The organism is Rubrivirga aquatilis (assembly GCF_046845665.1).
Taxonomy (GTDB): Bacteria; Bacteroidota; Rhodothermia; order Rhodothermales; family Rubricoccaceae; genus Rubrivirga.
This window is the reverse complement of the sequence record NZ_CP177355.1, coordinates 3,279,790-3,301,074: the sequence shown is the minus strand read 5'-3', so window position 1 is coordinate 3,301,074 and position 21,285 is coordinate 3,279,790. Positions and strand designations below refer to the sequence as shown.

Sequence of the window (21,285 nt, the reverse complement as noted above, 5' to 3'; positions counted from 1 at the left end):
GGTGGGGTGCCAGTGGATCACCGCCGGATGCACGGGTCCCGGGGCCTGTTGTGATGCGTGCACTAGTCAGTTGTGGAGGTGAGACGCCGCCTGGGCATTTGCCCTGGATTTCATTCGATTCATCGTTACTTCAAGAAAGGAAGTGGAAGCGGTCACATGGACGCTCGGCCGCCCTGTGGGGCCCTTTGCCGTGCCCCCGGACCTGAGGATCGGGTGAGGCTTTGTGTGAATGATCGGTTGTGGTTGTGTGAACACACGGTGTGCCTCTACCGTGGAGGTCCTGCCCTCGGCGACCCCCGCAGAGGACCCCACCACACCTCGTCTTCCATGACCATTCGATTCTCGCGCCACGCCGTGGCCTTCCTGCTCGCGCTCGTCGGGCTGGCCCCGTTGGCGGCGGCCCAGAGCACGGCGCTGACCGACGCCTTCGACGCGCTGGAGCGCGTCGAGATGGACCCGGCGACCGACGCGCCGATTTTCCTCGCCGGCGACCTCGGTATCGTGTCCCCGGCGACGGCCCCGCAGTTCTTCATCGCCCATGCCGCCGCCTTCGGCTTCTCGACCGCGCCGGACGTTCAGGTCACGCGCGTCGACACCGACGACCTCGGCCTCACACACGTCCGCGTGCATCAGATGGTGGATGGCACCCCTGTCTGGGGCGCCGAGAGCGCGCTCCACATCGGCCGCGACGGCCGGGCCTACGCCTGGGGCGGTACGCTCTTGCCCGACGCGGATGTGGCTCGCGGGGTGGACCTCGGTCGGTCCGCGGCGCTCGCCGCCGCTCGCGCCGACCTCGGCGCCGTCCGCTACCGCGAGTCGGCGCCCGCCGACGCCCTCGGCGAGCCCATCGACTGGACACCGACCGCCGAAGCCGTCGTCTTCCCGCACCTCGGCGACTTTGCCCGGGCCTACCACGTCCGCCTGTTCGTCGACGCGCCGACCCCGGCCAACTGGGAGGTCTTCGTGGACGCCGCCAGCGGCACCGTCTTGCACAAGTTCAACTCGCTGCACACCGCCGGCCTGGGCGCCGACGAGGCGACGGCTCGTGTCGCCAGCGGCGCACCGTTCGTGACCGCGGCCGGAGCGGCTGGACCCACGACCGGGACCGGCACCAGCCTGTACGAGGGGACCAAGACGATCCCGACGTATCTCTCGGGCTCGAACTATTACCTCTACGACACCACGCGCGGCCCGTCCTACATCCGGACGATGACCGGCAACAACGGGACTTCCCTCCCCGGGTCGTACGTGACGGACGCCGACAACAACTTCTCGGCGACGAACCAGCGGGCGGCCGTTAGCGCTCACTACGGTGCCGTCACGACGTTCGACTACTACAAGAACACCCACAACCGGAGCAGCTACAACGGCTCGAACGCGTCGATCACGAGCACGGTCAACCACCAGAGCAACTACAACAACGCGTTCTGGAACGGCGCGCAGATGGTCTACGGAGACGGTGACGGCGTCACGTTCAGCCCGCTCGTCGAACTGGACATCGTGGCGCACGAGCTGACGCACGCCGTGACGGGCTCGTCGGCCGGGCTGATCTACCAGAACGAGTCGGGTGCGCTCAACGAGGCCGTCTCCGACATCATGGCCGTCATGGTGGACCGGAATGACTACACGGTCGGTGAGCAGTCGTACACGCCCGGCACGTCCGGCGACGCGCTGCGCAACATCCAGAACCCGCCCGCGGGCGACCAGCCGGACAACTACGCCGACCGCTACACGGGCACCGGCGACAACGGCGGCGTCCACATCAACTCAGGCATCGCCAACAAGCAGGCCTACCTGATGATCGCCGGCGGCACCTTCCGCGGCGTCACCACCACGTCGATCGGGCGGAGTGCGACGGAGAAGATCTGGTACCGTGCCCTGACGGTCTACTTTACCCAGTCGACCAACTTTGCGGGCGCCCGCCAGGGCACGCTGTCGGCCGCAGCCGACCTCTATGGCAACGGCTCGACGCAGTACAACGCGGTCGCCGATGCCTGGGCCGCGGTCGGCGTCGGCACCGGGTCGGGCGGCGGCACCCCGCCCCCGACCGGTGGCACCCCGGAGTGGCGCTACGAGACGGCCAACATCCAGTCGCCCCACAACTACCCCAACAACTACAACAACACCCAGTCCTACTCGAAGCCGGGCGCCCAGCGCGTCGCGATGTACTTCGCGCAGTTCGACACGGAAGCGAACTACGACTACGTCTACATCAAGGACGAGAACGGGACGACGCAGGCGACCTACACCGGCAACAAGGCCGCGTTCTGGGCCGTCGTGGACGGGGCCTCGATCTCGGCCAACCTGGTGACGGACTACTCGGTCCAGCGCTACGGCTATCGGATTACCCAGGTGGCATACTTCTCGGATCAGGTGCTCCTCGCGCAGGACACGAATCCCGTCCTGGGCTACGTCCCCCAGGCCCCGGAGAGCGACGTGCTCAACCCGCTGGCGCTCGGCAAGGCCGAGGTCGCGGAACTGGCACTCGCCGTCGGGCCGAACCCGGCGCGATCGGAGGCGACCATCTTGGTCGACATGCCGGAAGCCGGCTCGGCACGCGTCGTCGTGCTCGACCTGCTCGGCCGTGAGGTCTCGGTGCCCCACAACGGGACGCTGGACGCCGGCCGCACGCCGGTCTCCATCGCCGTCGAGACGCTGCCAGCGGGCGTGTACGTGGTCGTCCTCGACACCGACGGCCGTCGCCTGACGGAGCGGTTCACGGTCGTCCGCTAGCCACCGGCTGCCGACCTGGGGTGTCCCACCACCGCCCCGAAACACGGGGCCCTCACCTTCGGGTGGGGGCCCCGTTCGTTTGCGAAGGGGGAGCCACGTCGTAGACCGGATGGGGCTGGCGCGAGCCGTTCCGCTGGCTCATGCCGACCTGTGACGTGCTGCCTGCAAGGAAGCCAGGGGGGGGCGGGCATTGTGCAAGCCTGTCTCCTTGGTCATCCTGAGCGCGGGCGATGGATCTGGCGTGACCGCCTCACCTGTTCGCGTTGGGAGCTTGGCTCAGAGCGCAGCGCTCGCCAGAGATCCTCGGCTCGCTTCGCGGCTGCGTTCGACTCCGGGCTGCGCCCTCCGCTGGCTGCCCCTTCCCTTCGGGGGCAGGTAGATGGGTCTGGGGCGGTAGAGTGCGCGAGCGGGGCCAGCGCAATCCTGCCCCCCCGCCTGCCGGCCGGCCCCGCTTCCGAGGAAGGGGCCCCATGGTGGGCAGCCGAAAGCGGGGGAGCGGTCAGGCTCCGGGGGGGGCGTCGAGGCGGGCGTGGCGGTGGAAGACGCCCAACGTGCGGAGGGAGTCGAGGGTGGCCGTGGCGGCGGGGTTGCCGGTCTGTGCCTGCTCGCGCAGGCTGGCAACGACGCGGCCGCCGTAGTCGAAGAGGGGGGCGCTCTCGGCGAACCCGGACGCGAGCGCTCGGGCGCGGCACGCTTCGGTGGCGTCGATCTCGTCCGCGACGGTGACGGCGGCGCCGGGCGGGGTGTCGCGGGACCCGGCCCAGAACCGGAAGACGCACGCTTGGGGGTCGCCGGCGTCGGCGGCGGCGTCGAGGTGGGCGTGGTAGGCGTCGTCGTCGTCCAGGCGCCTGGCGAGGAAGGCCAGCCGCAGGCGCTGGTCGTCGTCGACGCGGGCGTCGAGGCGGTGGTAGATGGCGCGGGCGGAGTCGAGGTCGGCGGGGGGGTGTGTCCACTCGCCGTCGACGAACACCCGATTGAGGAGGGCGTCGGCGGCCATGAAGAGGGCCTCGGGGTCACCGGATTCGGCGCGCTGGCGGAGTTCACGGTCGAAGCGTCGCTGAACGAGCGGGGCGGTCCAGGGGAGCGTCCAGATGGCGAGGTGCGTGGACGCCCCGTCGACCATGCCTGCTGAGAGGTAGCCTCGGTCGTAGGCCTGCGACAGGGTCGCGAGCGCGACGAGGTCGCCGGCGTCGGCGGCGTCGCGCAGGAGGGCGAGGGCCGTCTCGGTGTCGCCCGCCTCGACGGCCTGGGCGTACCCCTCCACGCTGTGGCCGGTCGAGAGATGTCGTGGCGCGGACGGCGACGAGCAGCCGGCGAGCAGGGCGGCCAGGAGGAGAACGCGAGACATGACGTGTGATGGGGGGACAGATCCGGTATCGGGATGGGCGCCCGCAAGTGGCGGCCGGGCGGTTTGGGCGACGGAGGTGTCTCGGATCCGTCACTCCAGCGCGGTGTGCCGGGCACTCGGCACGCGCGCGGTCGTCTAGCGAGCCCCGCCTTCCGCGCCCCGACGTTCCAGCCCATGAACCGCCTCGCCGACACGAACAGCCCGTACCTCCTGCAGCACGCGACGAACCCGGTCGACTGGTGGCCGTGGACGGACGCGGCCTTCGAGGAGGCCCGGCGCCGCAACGTGCCCGTCTTCCTGTCGATCGGGTATGCGACGTGCCACTGGTGCCACGTGATGGAACACGAGTCGTTCGAGGACCTCGAAACGGCGCGCGGGTTGAATGAGGCGTTCGTGCCGATCAAGGTGGACCGCGAGGAGCGGCCCGACGTGGACGGCGTCTACATGGCGGCGGCGCTCGCGGCGACGGGGCGCGGCGGGTGGCCTCTGACGGCGCTCATCACACCGGACACGCGCGAGCCGTTCTGGGTGGGCACGTACCTCCCGCGCGAGAGCCGGGGCGGGCGGATGGGCGTCCGCGAGCTGGCGGCGACGGTCTCGCGGTTCTGGGCTGAGAACGCGGACGGCGTGCGCGACTCGGCCAAGAGCCTGACGGCGGCGGTGCGCCAGCTGGCGACGGCCGAGCCGGGCGACGCCCTTGGCGAGGCGGACGTGGCGGCGACCGCCGAGGCGCTGCTGTCGCGGTTCGACGCCGGGTTCGGCGGGTTCGGGGCCGCGCCCAAGTTTCCGACGCCGCACCACGCGCTGTTCCTGACGCGGCGGGCTGCCGTCACGGGCGACCGGGACCTGCTGGCGGTTGCGGTCGCGACGCTCCGCGCGATCCGGCGGGGCGGCGTCTACGACCAGGTCGGCGGCGGGCTCCACCGCTACGCGACCGACCGGGCGTGGCTGTTGCCCCACTTCGAGAAGATGCTCTACGACCAGGCCGGCTACGCGCTCGCCTGCACCGAGGCGTGGGCGGCGACCGGCGCCGACGACCTACGCGAGGCGGCCGAGACGACGCTGGCGTACGTGCTGCGCGACCTGCGAGGCGCCCATGGCGCCTTCCACGCCGCCGAGGACGCCGACTCGCTCGACGCCGACGGCGAGCGCGAGGAGGGCGCCTTCTACGTTTGGACGACGGCCGAGCTGGAGGCCGTGCTGGGCGCCGAGGACGCGGGGGTCGCCGAGGCGCTCTGGGGCGCCACGTCTGCCGGCAACTACCTAGACGAGGCGACGCGGCAGCGGACCGGGGCCAACGTCCTGCACCTCCCGGCCCCCGACTTGTCTGCCGACGACCCGCTGGTGGACCCCGCCGCCGCGCTCGGCCTCGCCCCCGACGCCCTGCGCGACCGGCTGGCGGGCATCCGCGAGCGCCTGCTGGCGGTCCGGTCCGAGCGCTCGCGACCGTTGCTCGACGACAAGGTGCTGACCGACTGGAACGGCTTCGCGATCGCGGCCTTCGCCGTCGCCGCTCGCACGTTCGGCCGCGACGACTATGCCGAGGTGGCGACCGAGGCGGCCGAGGTCGTGCTCCGCGAGTTGCGCGCCGAGTCGGGCGACCTGCTCCACCGCTGGCGCGACGGGCAGGCGGGCATCGACGGGCTGCTCGACGACTACGCCTACCTGGTGTGGGGGCTCGTCGAGTTGTATCAGACCACGTACGACGAGCGGTGGCTGGCGACCGCGCTCGACCTGCACGGCCGGATGCGCGACCGCTTCGAGGACCCGGACGGCGGCTACTTCGTCTCGCCCGCCGACGCGCCCGACCTCCTCGTTCGCCAGCGGTCGCCGGACGATGGGGCGATGCCGGCGGGCGCGAGTGTGGCCGCGCTCAACGGCTTACGGCTGGCGGCGCTGACCGGAGACGAGGCGCTTCGCGAGGCAGCGCTCCGCGCGCTGCGGGCGCCCGAGATGGTCCGCCAGCATCCGTCGGGGTTCACGCACCTGATGACGGCGGCGGCGTTTGCGGCGGGCCCCTCCCAAGAGGTGGTGATCGCCGGGGAGCACGGGGCCGCCGACACCGCCGCGATGATCGACGCCGTGCGGGCCGTCTACGCGCCGCACGCCGTCGTCGCGGTGCGGTCGCCGGGGACCGGAGAGGCGCCGCTCGCCGGGCTGGCGCCGTTCGTCGTTGAGCAGACCGCGATCGCCGGGGCGGCGACGGCCTACGTCTGCGAACGCCACGCCTGCCAGGCGCCAGCGACGGACCCGAGGGCGGCAGCGGAGACGCTGAGGTCGAGCGTGGCTCGCTAGTCGACCTGGACCATCACCTCGACGTTGCGCTCGATCTCACGCGTGGCGTTGCGGTGGCGGTGGCGGAGCTCGCGGCGGGTCTCGTGCTCGTGCCGGTGCGCGTGGTGCCCGTGGTGGACGCGCTCGATGCGGTGCTCGTGGCCGTGGCGAAACACCTTCCGGAGCTGGCGGACGGCGACCGTCACGAACAAGATGATCAGGAGCGGGATCGCGACGCGTTCGAACGTCCGGTTGCGGGACAGTGGGCTGCGGGCCATGGCGACGGGGGAGGGGCGCGATCGGAACGGGCGACCGGCGCGCTACGTCTGCCCGCCTCTCAGGTTGCGCCGTGCCCGATCCTCTCCCCGCCTCGTTCTTCGCCCGCCCCACGCTCGAGGTCGCCCGCGACCTGCTCGGCGCGCACCTCGTCTACGCCTCGCCCGACGACGGTCCGCTCGTGGGGCGCATCGTCGAGACAGAGGCGTACCTCGAGGACGACCCGGCAATGCACGGGTGGGCCGCCGTCTTCGGGGCCGGCGGGCGGGTCCAGGAGAAGGGGAGGGCCGCTGGGCTGTTCGCGCGTCCCGGCACGGCGTACGTCTACAAGATCTACGGCGCCCACTGGCTGCTCAACGTGGTGACGGAGTCCGAGGGAACGGCGGGCGCGGTGCTCATCCGGGGCGTCGAGCCGGTCGAGGGCGAGTCTGCGATGTCGGCGAACCGGCCCGCCTCGGTGCGCCGCCGCCGGGACCTGACGAACGGGCCAGGCAAGCTGACGCAAGCGTTCGGCCTCAACGAGGGGCCGGACGCGATGCGGAGCCGGTTCCACCAGACCGACCTGACGGCGCCTCCGCTCTACTTCGCTCGCGGCGAGCCGGTCGCGGAGGCGAAGGTCGCGCGGACCTCGCGCATCGGCATCTCGCGCGGGATCGACCTCGACTACCGGTTCGTCGTCGCGGACAGTCCGTTCGTGTCGCCGGGTGTGCCGAGCGACCTCCGCGTCGCTCGTAAGACACACCGGCGCTAACGGAGGCGTCCGCGCGCGGCGCGCGATCAGATCACTGTCCCGTCGGGCAGGATGGCGTTTTTCGGGAGCACGATCACGCCGTCGCGGATGTGCCAGCCGTCGCCGTCCGCCTCTTGCACGCCCTCGGCGTTTGTGATGCGGCAGTCGGCGCCGATCTGGACGTTCTTGTCGATGATGGCGCCCTCGACGACGCTGTTCGGCCCGATGCCGGGGTGCGGAGGCGGATTGACGCCGGGCCGCTTGGCCGCGTCGCGCCAGGGGTGGTAGTCCGCGCCCAACATGACGACGCGGCGCAGCACGGCTCCGCCTGAGACGAACGACCGGATGCCCACGACGGAGTCCTCGATCGTCGCCTCGGTGATGACGGAAGCCTCGGCGATCATCGAGTTGCGGATCGTCGCGTTCTGGAGCTTTGCCGGCGGCAGCATCCGCGCGTTCGAGTAGATCGGCGCCTCCTCGTCGTAGAGGTCGAACTCGGGGTCGGGCTGCGCCAGCGCCAGCGTCGCCTCGTAGAACGACCGGACGGTCCCGATGTCGGACCAGTAGCCGGTGAACGGGTAGCTCGCCACGCGGCGGGACGCGATGGCGGCGGGGATGATCTCCTTGCCGAAGTCCCTCTGGGTGGGGTCCTCCGTGAGCACGTCGCGCAGCACGTCGCGCTCGAACATGTAGATGCCCATCGAGGCGAGGTAGACCCGGCCCTCCGCCTTCATCTTGGCCGAGACCGGGCTCTCCAGGCCGTCGAGCTGGTCGCGGGGCGGCTTCTCGTGGAACTCGGTGATGATGCCGTTGGCGTCCGTCTTCAGGATGCCGAACGCAGGCGCGTCATCGGCCGTCACCGGGATCGTTGCGACGGTCAGGTCAGCCCGGGTGGAGAGGTGGTGCTGCGAGAACGTGTTGAAGTCCATCCGGTAGAGCTGGTCTCCGGAGAGGACCAGCACGCGCCGGTGGGGGTGCGGGTTGATGTGCGGGAGGCATTGGCGGACAGCGTCGGCGGTGCCCTGAAACCACTCGTTCGAGTCCGGGGTCTGCTCGGCCGCCAGCACGGTCACGAAGCCGCGCCCGAACCGGTCGAAGCGGTAGGCCCGGGCGACGTGGCGGTTGAGGCTGGCCGAGTTGTACTGGGTCACCACGAACATGCGCATCAGCTCGCTGTTGACGCAGTTCGAGATCGGGATGTCGATGAGCCGATACTTACCTGCGAGCGGGACGGCGGGCTTCGAGCGGTGGTGGGTCAGGGGGAAGAGCCGTGTTCCGGCGCCGCCTCCGAGGATGACGGCCAGCGTGTCGGTCATGGGGGCGTGGATCGGAGGGGGGCAAGAGGCAAGGCTACAAAAGACGGGCGGCGGGATTGATCCCGCTGGCGAGTGGTCCGTCGACGTATCCCCTCCGAGCTACCGCAGCGCGTCGTAGAGTGCCGCGTAGGCGAGCGCCGAGGACGCCCACGAGTGGTCGGCGCGCATCCCAGTCCGCTGCACCCGGCCGAGCGCGTCCGCGTCGAGCGCCAGCGCGCGGGCGACGGCGTCTGCAAAGGCGTCGCCGGTGAAGGCCTCGAACCACACGCCCGTTCCCTCCGCGCCGTCCCACGGCACGACGGTGTCGCGCAAGCCGCCGACGGCATGGACGATGGGCACGGTCCCGTAGCGCATCGCGTAGAGCTGGCCGAGCCCGCACGGCTCCTGCTTCGAGGGCATCAGGAAAAAGTCGCCCGCGCCGTACAGGCGGTGCGCGAGCGCCTCGTCGAAGGCGAGCGTGAGCGAGAACCGGTCGGCGGGGACGGCCCCCCCCAGCTGGCGCAGGGCGTCCTCGTGCTCGTCGTAGCCCGAGCCCAGCACGGCGATCGCCGCGTCGGTCTGGTCGAGAATCTGAGCCAGCCCCTCCGCCAGCACGGCCGCGCCCTTCTCGGGGGTGAGGCGCCCGACGAAGACGAGCAACGGGCGCGCGGCGTCGAGCCCGAGGTCGGCGCAGACGGCGCGCTTGGTGGCGGCCTTGCCCCCCAGGTCATCCGCCGAGAACCCTGCGGGCAGGTGCGGGTCGGTCGCGGGGTCCCACAGCGCCTGGTCGACGCCGTTGACGATGCCGCTGAGCCGGTCGTGCGCGAGCCGGAACGCGTAGTCGAGACCGTGTGAGGGCTCGGGCGAGGCTGCCAGCTCGCGCGCGTACGTGGGGCTGACGGTCGTCACGCGGTCAGCGTGTTCGACGCCCGCCTTTAAGCTGTTGACGCGGCCGAGGTGGTCGAGCGACGCGTGGTTCGGCACGGCGACGCCGACATTCGCCCAGCGCGTCCATGCGATCTCGCCGTGGTGGTCGGCGCTGTGGACCGTGAACACGGTCGGCACGTCGCGAATGGGCGCGTTCGCGGGGTCGTTCGCCAGCAAGGCGGGGATCAGCCCGCCGTGGTGGTCGTGGAGGTGGAGCACGTCGGCCCCATCGAGCGGCGTGTGCTCCGAGCGGAGCCAGTCCAGCACCATCAGCTGGAAGACGAGGTAGCGCACGTCGCCGCGCTCGAACCACGCCTTGTCGACGTCGCGGAAGTAGACGCCGTCGTCGCCGAAGTGCTCGGGCTCGTGGACGAGGTAGAGCGGCACCTCGGCGCCGTCGCCGGACATCGCTTGGGAGCGGAACACCTCGAACGGAAACCACTCGCCCTCGAAATGCACGACGCCGGTGTGGACCGACGCCAGCACCCCCGCCTTTTGGGCCAGTCGCCCCTCGGGCCCGCCGTAGAACGGCATCACGACCGCCGCCGCGACGCCGCCGCGGCTCAGCGCGTGGGGCAGCGCACCGACCACGTCGGCCAGCCCGCCGACCTTGGCGAACGGGGTACACTCGGCGGAGACGTGGAGGACAGGCATCGCGAGCGCCGGGGAGCGGGGGGATGGGGGAGGGGCAAGGTCGCCTGCGGCGCGACGGGGTGCCCAGAAGGGTCGGGCCGCCGCCAGGGCCGCTGCCTCGGTAGTGGTCGAGACGGTGATGGGCGATCCTGACATCCGCTCTCGGAATCCGCTCACCCTCGCCCGAGCCACTTGCGCACCGAGTACGCGACCGCAGGCCCGACCATGCGCACAAGCGTCCCAACGCCGACCGGCGGCGCGGGGGGCACCATCGCCGCGTTCGTCTCGTGGACCAGCACGAAGTCTCCGGGCAGGAAGTCGGGCTCGGTCGAGGCGACGAGCGCCGGTTCGCGGGTGTACACGAGCAGGTTTTGGCGATACCAGAACGGCACCTCGTCTTCCTGGATGAGCCGTCCGCGCAGCACATCGCGTCGGACAAAGCCACGTGCGGCGAACAGGCCGGCCCAGTAGCCGGGTGGCTGGAGGTGGACGTGCCCCTTGCCGTGCTGACCCGGGAGAGCCGCAGAGAAAACGACGCGGTCGGCGGTCGACGTCAGCCACTCCACGAGGGGCTCGGCGCGCTCTGCCTGTAAGTGCTCAGCGACCTCCACGCAGACCGCGAGGTCAAAGCGCGGAACTTCAGGGAAGCCACGCTCTAGGTTGGCGGCTAGAAAGTTTGATGTGTCGACGAGCAAATCGGGCTCCACCTCCGGTGTGTCGATGAGCAGCACGGTCTCGACGCCATGGCGCTGCATGGTGCGGAGCCACGCACCCGTACCGCCCCCAAGGTCTACGACGGACTGGACGGCCCCGACGGCTTCCAGGATCAGCGGGACGACGTGCCGGGCAGCAAGCACCGCGCCCGGTACTTCGTCGGCATGGAGGTACACAGCAGGAGCGGGCACAACAGAACGGGTTGAGCCGGGGGGCGCGCTCGAGAAGGTACACCACTCATAGACAGACCTTTGAGGCCTGAGCCCGACGGTGAATGGGCCGCAATGTGGTTGTAGGATGACTCCCATCGACGGACAATCGTCCTGCGGGCTCAGTGACCTGAGGCCTGTGGGCCGTGTACCGATTCGCTGAGGCGCCAGAGTGCTGCGAGCTGGTCATTGCCCTCATCACGTTGGCTCGGCTTGCCCGCGCGATCGAGCCCAGCGAGCAGGCGACCCGGGCGTGGGTCGCAGTCGCCGCGGGATGTTGACTCCGCGCGTCGCGAGCACCCTGGGGAAGGCCTCCCCGGTGAGCCCTGTCCCACTCACCCCGCCTTCCCACTCACCCTGCCTCGGCGCCCCAGCGTCGGACGAGCGCGTGTGTGTAGGCGAGTGCCCGCTCCAGGTTCTGGACCGAGTTCCACTCGGCGCAGCTGTGGAAGTCGTGCCCGCCCGTGAACACATTCGGCGTCGGGACCCCGAGCTGAGTCAGCCGGGCACCGTCGGTGCCGCCGCGGATGGGCTCCAGCGCCAGCGTCGCGCCCATCGCCTCGCCCGCCGCCAGCGCGACGGAGATCGTGCGCGGGTCGGCCGCCTCGATGGCCTCACGCATGTTGCGGTAGCTGTCGGTCACCGTCACGGACACGTGGGCGGTCGGGTGCCGGTCGCCGACCTCGGCCGCGAGCGCCTCGACGCGGGCGCGCTTGGCGTCGAGCCCGTCGGCGTCGAAGTCGCGGAGCAGGACGCGGATCGTGGCCTCCTCGGTCGTGGCCTCGACGGTGTGGGGGTGGAGATAGCCCTCCCGGCCCGAGGTCGTTTCCGGGGCCGGGTCGGCCGCCAGCGCTGTCACGATTTCGGCCGCGAGTTTGGCCGCGTTCACGAGCACTCCCTGGGCGTAGCCGGGGTGCACGCCGACGCCCTCGATCTCGAACACGGCCTCGGCCGCGTGGAAGGTCTCGACGTTGAGGGTGTCCGTCCCGCTGCCGTCGAGCGTGTAGGCGAGGTCGGCGCCCCAGCGGTCGAGGTCGACGTGGTCGGTGCCGCGCGCGATCTCCTCGTCGGGCGTGAACAGCAGCCGCAGGTGGGGGCGCGGGGCCGGGCGCTCGCCCCGTTCGACGGCGTCGGCCTCGTCGCGCACCAGGTCCTCCGCCAGCTGCATGAGGATGGCGACGCCTGCCTTGTCGTCGGAGCCGAGCAGCGTCGTCCCGTCGCTGGTGATGAGGTCGTGGCCGGTGTGCGCCGCGAGCGCCGGCTGGCGGGCGGGGTCGAGCACGAGGGCCGGGGCACCCGGGAAGGCGACGGGCCCGCCGTCGTAGTCGGGGTGGATCATCGGGCGGACGTTCTCGCCCGGCGCGTCCGGCGACGTGTCGACGTGGGCGCACAGCCCGACGACGGGCAGGCCCTCGACGGGCGTCGGCGCGGGGAGGTCGGCGTAGACGTAGCCGTGCGCGTCCAGCTCGGCGGCCACGTTGAGTGCGGTCAGCTCCTCGACGAGCATCCGCGACAGCGCCAGCTGGCAGTCGGTCGAGGGGACGGTGTCGGAGGCGGGGTTGGAGGTCGTCCACACCTCGGCGTAGCGGCAGAAGCGGGCGACGACGGGGGGGAGGGCGGCGACGTCGCGCCAGGGGAGAGGCATGGGTCGAGGAGAAGAGGACCAGGGGAGAAGAGGATAGCGGAGAGCTGGCGGTCGGCGACAGGTGTCGCTCGGCGTGGCTGGGGATGGGGCCCCGGCGCGTCGACTCCTCGTCTCTTCCGCTCCTCCATCCTCTTCCCTTTCCTGCCCTGCCGCTAGCTTCACGGCTCGCCCCACCGCCCCCCGTGCCCGACGCCCCGCCCGCCCCGCCCGCCCGCGCCGAGACCACCGGCGACCTCCGGCGGCTCATCCTCGACCACGCGCGGCACCTGCTGGTGGTCAGCGGCTACGAGGCCCTGTCGATGCGCAAGATCGCGAGCTCCGTGGGGTGCAGCGCGACGAGCATCTACCTCCACTTCGACAACAAGGACGCCCTCACGCACGCGCTGATCTCGGAGGGGATGGACCGGCTCCACGCCGCGCTCGAAGCCGCCGAGGCGGGCCACGCCGCGCCCGCCGACCGGCTCGACGCGCTCTCCCGTGCCTACGTCCGTTTCGGGCTCGACAACCCGGAGTACTACGAGGTCATGTTCCAACTCCACCCCGAGCGGATGGCGCGGTACCCGGCCGAGGACTACCGCCGTGCGCGGCGCAACGTCTTGCGTTTCGGCACGGCGCTCGCGGATGGCGTCGCCGACGGCTCGCTGCGGTCGCCCTCCGACCCCGATGTCGCCTCCGCCGTGCTCTGGACAGCCCTGCACGGTCTCGTGTCGCTCCACCTCGCGCGGCGCGTCGACGTGCGGATCGCCGGCGAGGAGCTGGTGGACGCGGGTGTGCGCCAGGCGCTGCGGCCGTTCGGGGCGGAGGAGTAGGGGGGGGGCTGCTGGCGGGAGGGGCGGTGCTCGGCAGACCCCCGTACGCGCGACGCTCTCGACGATCGGCTGGCGCCAGCCGAAAGGCGTCCCTGCACGTGAGGCACGAGGCCGCGCGGACTGTCCCCCTTGCCAAGGGGGACCGCATGGACGCGCAACGCCTGCCGCCAGGATTGCGGTCAGTGCGCGCGTCCGAGCTGGGGGATGACGAGCGGGGCACCCGGCGCCAGCAGGAGGCGGTCAGCAGGTCCCAGCAGGGGGATTTCTCTCCCGCCCTCAGGGATCACCGGAACCGGACGCTTCCGTTTAGCTTCACACAGCTTCCCCGGACCACCCCGCTCTTTAGCCCACGCCCATGGCCCTCCAGATTCATTCCGCCGCGCCCACCACGAAGGGCGAGGTCGTCCTCGGAAAAACGCTTCCCCAGCTCCTCGACGACGCCGTCGAGAAGTACCCGAACGCGAAGGCCTTCAACCAGCCGACCGACTCCGGCTGGCAGACGATGTCGAACAGCGAGCTCCGGACGGCCGCCGACGAGCTGGCACTGGGGTTGCTGGAGAACGGGCTGAGCCGCCGGGACCACGTCGCCTTCTTTATGAACAGCGACCTCCACTTCGTCCTCGCCGACTTCGCGACCCAGATCGCGGGGATCGTCAACGCGCCGCTGTACACGACCTACGCGCCGGACAACTTGGTCTACGTCACGCAGCACGCCGAGGCCAAGGCCATGTTTGTGACGAACGAGGAGATGCTGGCCAACTTCGCCGGGTGGGCGGCGCAGGTGCCGGACGTCAAACTGGTGGTCCTCTTCGAGGGCACGGGCGCCGGGGCCGGGCTCCCCGACGGCGTCACGCTCAAGACCGCCGACGCCTTGCGCGCCGAGGGCCGCCAGGCGCTCAAGGCCGCGCCGAACCGGCCCGACGAGCTCCGGGACCAGAGTGAGGCGACCGAGCTCGCGACGCTCATCTACACCTCGGGCACGACGGGCATGCCCAAGGGCGTGATGCTCTCGCACCAGAACATCTCGTCGAACGTGCTCGCGGGGCTCCCGACGCTCGGGGCGCTCGGCAACCAGGAGGAGACCATCCTGACGTTCCTGCCGATGACCCACATCTTCGCGCGGACGCTGACGATCGGCCACGTCGCGTGGGGCCAGTCGCTGTACTTCTCCAACCCCGACCAGCTCGTCGCCCACCTCGCCGAGGTCCGCCCGACGATGTTCTCGACCGTCCCGCGCGTGCTCGAGAAGGTCTACGACAAGGTCTCGCTCGGCGTCTCCGAGGCGACCGGCCTCAAGCACAAGATCGGCAGCTGGGCGCTCGGGCTGGCCCGCGACTACGACCTGGCCAAGCCCGACGGCGGCGTCCCCGGTTGGAAGCACGGCTTGGCCGACAAGCTGGTCTACTCCAAGCTCCGTGAGAAGCTGGGGCTCACGCGCGTCAAGACGGTCGCGACGGGCGGTGCCGCGCTCCGCGCCGACCTCGCGCAGTCGTTCACGGCCTTTGGCATCCCGATCGTCCAGGGCTATGGGCTGACCGAGACGAGCCCGATCATCACCATGAACACGCCGACCGAGAACCGGGCCGGCACGGTCGGCCAGCCCATTGCGGGCGTGGACGTCGCGATTGCCGAGGACGGCGAAATCCTCTCGCGCGGGCCGAATACGATGATGGGCTACTACAAGGAGCCCGACAAGACGGCCGAGGTGATGGACGAGGACGGCTGGTTCCACACCGGCGACATCGGCGAGTTCACGCCCGACGGCTTCCTCAAGATCACCGACCGTAAAAAGGCCCTCTTCAAGCTGTCGACGGGCAAGTACGTCATCCCGCAGCCGATCGAGAACACGCTCACCGAGAGCGCGCTCATCGAGCAGGCCGTCGTCGTCGGCAACTCCCAGAAGTTCTGCACGGCGCTGATCTTCCCGAACATGGAGGCGCTGCCGGTCTGGGCCAAGCAGAACGGCATCACGGCGACGGGCGAGGCGCTCCTGAAGGACCCGGCGGTCCACGCCGAGTTCGAGCGCCTGGTGGCCGAGGCGAACGAGGGGATGGACAAGTGGAGCCAGGTCCAGCGCTTCCGGCTCGTGCCGGAGACGATGACGGTCGAGAACGAGATGCTGACGCCGACGATGAAGGTCAAGCGCGGCGCCGTCAACAAGGTCTACACCGACTCTATCGACTCGATGTACACGGCCTCGGTCGACAAGAACAAGCCGGTGGCCGTGGTGGCCTAGCGGCCGCCCCGCAGATCGGAGCCGCGAACGGCCCAGGCGACCGCGCCCGGGCCGTTCGCGCGTTTGGGAGGGGCGGTCGGCCCCGGGGCAGGCCGGGCCGGCGGGCTTCACGGAACGCCGCCAGCGTGGCGGCATCCAACAGGCGGCGGGCGAACCTGTCCCGCTTAACGGTGTTAACCGACACCCCCGCCGCCGCGACCGCCATGGAGACCCCGACCCCCGACACCGCCCACGACGCCCCGGCCGGCGGCGACGGCGCCGCGCCCGACGCGCTCTCCACCTTGCGCGCCCGCGGCGTCGACCTCGACCAGCTGGCGGCCGCGTACTCCGGGCTCGACGAAGCCGCCGTCGCCGCGTCCTATGGGGCCGTCGCCAGGTCCACGCCCCGCCCGCCGCGCCCGCCGCGCCCGGCGTACGACCCGCCCGCGCCGAACGGCGACTTTTTCGACATCGACGGCCTGATCTCGGACGAGCAGCGCCAGAAGATGGCCGAGCTCCGCACGTTCATGGAGGCCGAGGTCGAGCCCGTCATCAACGAGGCCTGGCTCGGCGACCGGACGCCGCTCGACGTGCTCGTGCCCGGCTTCCGCAAGCTCGACCTGCTGACGCCGATCTACGGCGAGGACCTCGAGACGCGCGAGCCGAACGGCTCCGTCATGGAGGGGCTGTTGACGATGGAGATCGCCCGCATCGACGTGTCGACGGCGACCTTTTTCGGCGTCCACTCCGGGCTGGCGATGCAGTCGCTCTTGGTGTGCGGGAGCGACGAGCAGAAGGCCGAGTGGCTGCCTCAGATGCGCGCCTGGGACAAGATCGGCGCCTTCGGGCTGACCGAACCGCATGTGGGCAGCGCCATCAGCCGGGGCGTCCAGACGACCGCCCGGCGTGACGGCGACGGCTGGATCCTCAACGGCCAGAAAAAGTGGATTGGGAATGCCACCTTCGCCGACCTAGTCGTGATCTGGGCGCGCGACGAGGCCGACGGCGCCGTCAAAGGGTTCATCGTCCGCCCGAAGGAGAACCCCGGCTACAGCGTCGAGAAGATCCGGGGCAAGATCGCCCTCCGCGCCGTCGAGAACGGGCTCATCACGCTGAGCGACTGCCGCGTGCCGGAGTCCGACCGCCTGCAAAAGTGCGACGGGTTCGCGGACGTGGCCGAGGTCCTCAAGCTGACGCGGGCGGGCGTCGCGTGGCAGGCCGTCGGCTGCGCGATGGGCGCCTACGAGAAGAGCCAGCAGTACGCCACGACGCGCCTGCAGTTTGGCCGCCCGATCGCCGAGTTCCAGCTCATCCAGGACAAGCTGGTCCACATGCTGGGGAATGTGACCGCGATGCAGACGATGTGCCTGCGCCTGAGCCAGCTCCAGGACGCCGGCGAGATGACCGACGCCCAGGCCTCGTTGGCGAAGGTCTTCACGGCCGCCCGGTGCCGCGAGGTCGTGGCGCTGGCGCGCGACCTCCACGGCGGCAACGGCATCCTGATCGAGAACCACGTCGCCCGCGCCTTCGCCGACACCGAGGCCATCTACTCGTACGAGGGCACGAACGAGATCAACTCCCTGATCGTCGGCCGCCACGTCACCGGCCTCAGCGCCTTCGTCTAGTCGTGGACGGCTGCCGGAGCCGCGCCGACCGTCCGGTCGGCCGCCCCAGCCCTCCACCTTCCATTTTCCACCCTTCCACCCCTCCGATGGAAACCCCGACTCTCGAATCCAACGCCGCCGCGCAAGCCCCCGCGTGGGCCTACCGCCCCTTCCGCACTGCCGCCGTCGTCGGCGCGGGCGTGATGGGCAGCCAGATCGCCGCCCACCTCGCGAACGCCGGGCTGGAGGTGCTCCTGCTCGACGTGACGCCCGAGAGCATCGGCCGCGAGGGTGGGAAGAACGACCTCGTCGAGGGCGCCTTCAAGGCGGCCACCAAGATGAAGCCGGCGCCGTTCATGACGCCGGCCGCCCAGAAGCGGATCACGCTCGGCAACTTCGACGACGACTTCGACAAGATCGGCGACGCCGAGTGGGTGATCGAGGTGGTCATCGAGCGGATGGACATCAAGAAGGACGTGCTCGCGCGGATCGAGAAGGCCGCCAGCAACACGGCCGTGATCTCGTCGAACACCTCGGGCCTGCCCATCGCCGAGATGTCGGAGGACCTGGGCGACGGCTTCAAGGCGCGCTTCCTGGGGACCCACTTTTTCAACCCGCCGCGCTACCTCAAGCTCTTCGAGGTCATCCCGACGCCGGACACCGACCCCGAGGTCGTGGCCCGCGTCACCAGCTTCGCCCGCGTCCACCTCGGCAAGGGGATCGTGATGGCGAAGGACACGCCCAACTTTATCGGCAACCGGATCGGGACGTACGCCATGCTCGGGGCCGTCGAGCAGTACGAGAAGAACGGGTACTCCATCGAGGAGATCGACGCGCTGACGGGCACGCTGATCGGCCACGCCAAGAGCGCCACCTTCCGCACCGCCGACGTCGTCGGGCTCGACACGCTCCGCCACGTGACGGCCAACCTCTACCAAGCGATCCCGGACGACGAGTCCCGCGACCGCTTCCAGGTCCCGGACGTCCTCCAGCGGCTCGTCGACCTCAAGCACCTCGGCGCCAAGTCGAAGGCCGGGTTCTACAAGAAGGAGGGCAAGACGATCAAGAGCTTCAACGCGGTGACGGGCGAGTACGAGGACGCCGCCGAGCTCGGGTTCGACCCGAAGTCGTTCCGCGGCGGCTCGCTCGCCGAGACCCTACGCAACCTGTGGGCCGACACCGGCCGCGCGGGCCAGTTTTTCCGCGACACCACGCTCGACCTCATCGGCTACACGGCCCGACGCACGCCGGAGATCTCGGACAGCCCCGCTAACCTCGACCGCGCCCTGCAGTGGGGCTTCGGCTGGGAGATGGGCCCGTACCAGATGTGGGACGCGCTCGGGATCGACGCCGTCCGCGACGCGCTCGACGACGCCGAGATCCCCGTCCCGGCCTGGGTCGCCGACATCCCGGTCCAGGGCTTCTACCGCGACACCGAGTCGGGCGTCCCCGAGGTGTGGACCCCGGGCACCGGCCGCTACGTCCCCGACCCCCGCCCGGCCGACGAATGGGGGCTGACCTACCTCAAGGAAGACGCGAACAACACGTTGTGGGAAAACAGCGACGCGGCCCTTCTCGACGTGGGGGATGGCGTCGCCCTCTTCGAGTTCCGCTCGAAGTCGAACAGCCTGGGGTCCGAGGTCATCACGGGCGTGATGGAGGCGATCCAGAAGGTCGAGGACGACCGCGACCTGCGCGGGATGATCATCGGCAACGAGGGGTCCAACTTCTCCGTCGGCGCCAACCTCGGCGAGGTCGCGATGGCCCTGATGATGGGCGAGGTGAGCGACCTGGAGCCGTTCATCGCCAAATTCCAGGAGGCCGTCTTCAAGATCCGCTACGCGACGAAGCCGGTCGTCGTCACGACGCACCAGCGCGTGCTCGGCGGCGGGTGCGAGATGACGATGGCGTGCCCGCACCCCGTCCTCGCGGCCGAGACCTACATCGGGCTCGTCGAGCTCGGCGTCGGGCTCATCCCGGCCGGCGGCGGCACGACGATGATGGCGGCCCGCGCCGCCGAGCTGGCGGCCGACGCCGACCGGCCGAGCGAGATCCAGCCGTTCCTGCGCCAGCACTTCGAAACCATCGCCATGGCGAACGTGGCGACCTCGGCGTTCGAGGCGCGCGACAAGAACTTTATCGACGACAACGCGACCATCGTGATGAACGACGCGCGGCGCTTCCACGTGGCCAAGGCGCAGGTGACCCGGCTCAGCGAGCAGGGCTACCGCCCGCCGGCGGTCCGCTCGGCGATCCCCGTGCTCGGCGCGCCGGGCCGGGCCCAGTTCGAGATCGCGCTCCACCAGTTCGAGGAGGGCGGCTACGTCTCCGAGTACGACCACTACCTCGGCAGCCGCCTGGCCTGGGTGATGACCGGCGGCGACCTCACCGCCCCGGCCGAGGTCCACGAGGACTACCTCCTGGAGCTCGAGCGCGAGGTCTTCCTGTCGCTCCTGGGCGAGGAGAAGACGATGGCCCGCATCCAGAGCATCCTGACCACCAACAAGCCGCTTCGGAACTAGGGACTTGGGACTGTGGGGACCGGGGACTTGAGCCCCGACCCCCAGTCCCTCCATTCCCCGTAGTCCCTCAGTCCCCAACTCTCATGCAAATCAACGAAGCCTACATCGTCGCCTCCGTCCGCACGCCGGTCGGGAAGGCGAACCGCGGGGCGCTCCGCAACGTCCGCCCCGAGCACCTCGGCGCGGTCGCCATCAACGGCGCGCTCGCGCGCGTCCCCGGCCTGGAGCACGACCTGATCGACGACGTCGTGCTCGGGTGCGCCTTCCCCGAAGGGCCCCAGGGCATGAACATGGCCCGCGCCATCGTCCAGAAGGCCAAGCTGCCCGACTCCGTGCCGGGCGTGACCGTCAACCGCTTCTGCTCGTCGGGCGTCCAGACGATCGCGCAGGGCTACAACTCGGTCGCCATGGGGCAGGCCGACTGCATCATCGCCGGCGGCGTCGAGTCGATGTCGAGCGTACCGATGGGCGGGTTCTACTTCGCGCCCGACCCCCAGCTCGCCGTCGACGACCCCGAGTTCTACGCCTCGATGGGCATCACGGCCGAGAACGTGGCCGACCAGTTCGACGTGAGCCGCGAGGACCAGGACGCCTTCGCCGTCGAGAGCCACCGGCGCGCGCTCGACGCCATCGAGTCCGGCCGGTTCGACGCCGAGACGGTCCCCGTGCCGGTCGAGGAGACCACGTACGACCCCGAGACCCGGACCGCGACGACGCGCACGTTCGAGCACACGACCGACGAGGGCCCGCGCGCCGACACCTCCGCCGAGGCGCTCGCGCGCTTGCGCCCGGCCTTCAAGGTCGGCGGGTCGGTCACGGCCGGCAACTCGTCGCAGATGAACGACGGCGCCGCGGCGACCATCATCCTGTCGCGCAAGCTGGTCGACGACCTCGGGGTCACGCCGCGCGCCAAGATGCTCGGGTTCGCCGTGGCCGGCGTGCCGCCGGAGATCATGGGCATCGGGCCGATGAAGTCGATCCCGAAGGTCTTGAAGCAGGTCGGGATGGACCTCAAGGACATCGACCTCATCGAGCTCAACGAGGCGTTCGCCAGCCAGTCGCTCGCGATCGTCCGCGAGCTGGGCATCGACCGCGACAAGGTCAACGTCAACGGCGGCGCCATCGCGCTCGGCCACCCGCTCGGCTGCACCGGCGCCAAGCTGACGGCGACGTTGCTGCACGAGATGGAGCGTCGCGGCTCGCGCTACGGCATCGTGACGATGTGCATCGGCGGCGGGATGGGCGCCTCGGCGGTCTTCGAGAACCTGCTGGTCTAGCGGCTCGCGCTCCGCCTCCGGTAGTGAGCAAGCTGGGTGACGTGGGTCGACACGAGACTGGCCATAGACTCCGG

14 protein-coding genes are annotated in these 21,285 nt (G+C 70.5%); 8 read left to right on the top strand and 6 right to left on the bottom strand.

What is annotated here, in order from left to right:
* The first annotated feature begins 327 nt into the window (after window positions 1-327).
* A complete protein-coding gene (locus tag ACLII4_RS14580) occupies window positions 328-2,733 on the top strand; it encodes a M4 family metallopeptidase (protein ID WP_412068129.1) in 2,406 nt (801 codons plus the stop codon).
* A 499-nt stretch (window positions 2,734-3,232) separates the two neighbouring features.
* Here ACLII4_RS14580 and ACLII4_RS14575 read toward each other — a convergent pair whose 3' ends face one another.
* Window positions 3,233-4,081: a hypothetical protein gene (locus tag ACLII4_RS14575; protein WP_412068128.1), complete on the bottom strand. Its 849-nt coding sequence runs from the start codon at window positions 4,079-4,081 to the stop codon at window positions 3,233-3,235.
* A 174-nt stretch (window positions 4,082-4,255) separates the two neighbouring features.
* Between ACLII4_RS14575 and ACLII4_RS14570 the strand changes: the two genes are divergently transcribed.
* A complete protein-coding gene (locus ACLII4_RS14570) occupies window positions 4,256-6,376 on the top strand; it encodes a thioredoxin domain-containing protein (RefSeq protein ID WP_412068127.1) in 2,121 nt (706 codons plus the stop codon).
* On the opposite strand, the gene ACLII4_RS14565 is transcribed toward ACLII4_RS14570, so the two are convergent.
* Window positions 6,373-6,633, bottom strand: a complete 261-nt coding sequence (locus ACLII4_RS14565; protein WP_412068126.1) for a hypothetical protein — start codon at window positions 6,631-6,633, stop codon at window positions 6,373-6,375. The genes ACLII4_RS14570 and ACLII4_RS14565 overlap by 4 nt on opposite strands.
* Before the next feature lie 71 nt (window positions 6,634-6,704).
* Between ACLII4_RS14565 and ACLII4_RS14560 the strand changes: the two genes are divergently transcribed.
* Window positions 6,705-7,382, top strand: a complete 678-nt coding sequence (locus ACLII4_RS14560; protein WP_412068125.1) for a DNA-3-methyladenine glycosylase — start codon at window positions 6,705-6,707, stop codon at window positions 7,380-7,382.
* A 26-nt stretch (window positions 7,383-7,408) separates the two neighbouring features.
* Here the strand turns inward: ACLII4_RS14560 and ACLII4_RS14555 are convergent, their stop codons facing one another.
* The 4 genes from ACLII4_RS14555 to pepT all read right to left on the bottom strand — a co-directional run bounded on the left by ACLII4_RS14555 (window position 7,409) and on the right by pepT (window position 12,784).
* Entirely contained in the window at window positions 7,409-8,677 is a 1,269-nt protein-coding gene (locus tag ACLII4_RS14555) for a glucose-1-phosphate adenylyltransferase (protein ID WP_412068124.1), read from the bottom strand.
* Between the two features lie 99 nt (window positions 8,678-8,776).
* Window positions 8,777-10,237 carry a glycogen synthase gene (locus ACLII4_RS14550; protein ID WP_412068123.1) on the bottom strand — a complete coding sequence of 487 codons (1,461 nt, stop codon included), beginning with the start codon at window positions 10,235-10,237 and terminating at the stop codon, window positions 8,777-8,779.
* Window positions 10,238-10,389: 152 nt separating this feature from the next.
* Window positions 10,390-11,121 (bottom strand): methyltransferase domain-containing protein, encoded by a 732-nt coding sequence (locus ACLII4_RS14545; protein ID WP_412068122.1) that lies wholly within the window; start codon window positions 11,119-11,121, stop codon window positions 10,390-10,392.
* 370 nt (window positions 11,122-11,491) lie between these two features.
* Complete coding sequence (gene pepT, locus ACLII4_RS14540) at window positions 11,492-12,784, bottom strand: peptidase T (RefSeq protein ID WP_412068121.1); 1,293 nt, start codon at window positions 12,782-12,784, stop codon at window positions 11,492-11,494.
* A gap of 182 nt (window positions 12,785-12,966) precedes the next feature.
* Here pepT and ACLII4_RS14535 point away from each other — a divergent pair, with 182 nt between their 5' ends.
* From ACLII4_RS14535 to ACLII4_RS14515, 5 genes are all read left to right on the top strand, one after another.
* The gene (locus tag ACLII4_RS14535) at window positions 12,967-13,593 is read left to right on the top strand and encodes a TetR/AcrR family transcriptional regulator (protein ID WP_412068120.1); all 627 of its coding nucleotides are present in this window, start codon (window positions 12,967-12,969) and stop codon (window positions 13,591-13,593) included.
* Between the two features lie 355 nt (window positions 13,594-13,948).
* A complete protein-coding gene (locus ACLII4_RS14530; RefSeq protein ID WP_412068119.1) occupies window positions 13,949-15,829 on the top strand; it encodes an AMP-dependent synthetase/ligase in 1,881 nt (626 codons plus the stop codon).
* Window positions 15,830-16,032: 203 nt separating this feature from the next.
* Window positions 16,033-17,433, top strand: a complete 1,401-nt coding sequence (locus ACLII4_RS14525; RefSeq protein ID WP_412068118.1) for an acyl-CoA dehydrogenase family protein — start codon at window positions 16,033-16,035, stop codon at window positions 17,431-17,433.
* An 86-nt stretch (window positions 17,434-17,519) separates the two neighbouring features.
* The gene (locus tag ACLII4_RS14520; RefSeq protein WP_412068117.1) at window positions 17,520-19,934 is read left to right on the top strand and encodes a 3-hydroxyacyl-CoA dehydrogenase/enoyl-CoA hydratase family protein; all 2,415 of its coding nucleotides are present in this window, start codon (window positions 17,520-17,522) and stop codon (window positions 19,932-19,934) included.
* 83 nt (window positions 19,935-20,017) lie between these two features.
* The gene (locus ACLII4_RS14515; protein ID WP_412068116.1) at window positions 20,018-21,211 is read left to right on the top strand and encodes a thiolase family protein; all 1,194 of its coding nucleotides are present in this window, start codon (window positions 20,018-20,020) and stop codon (window positions 21,209-21,211) included.
* Window positions 21,212-21,285 lie beyond the last annotated feature (74 nt).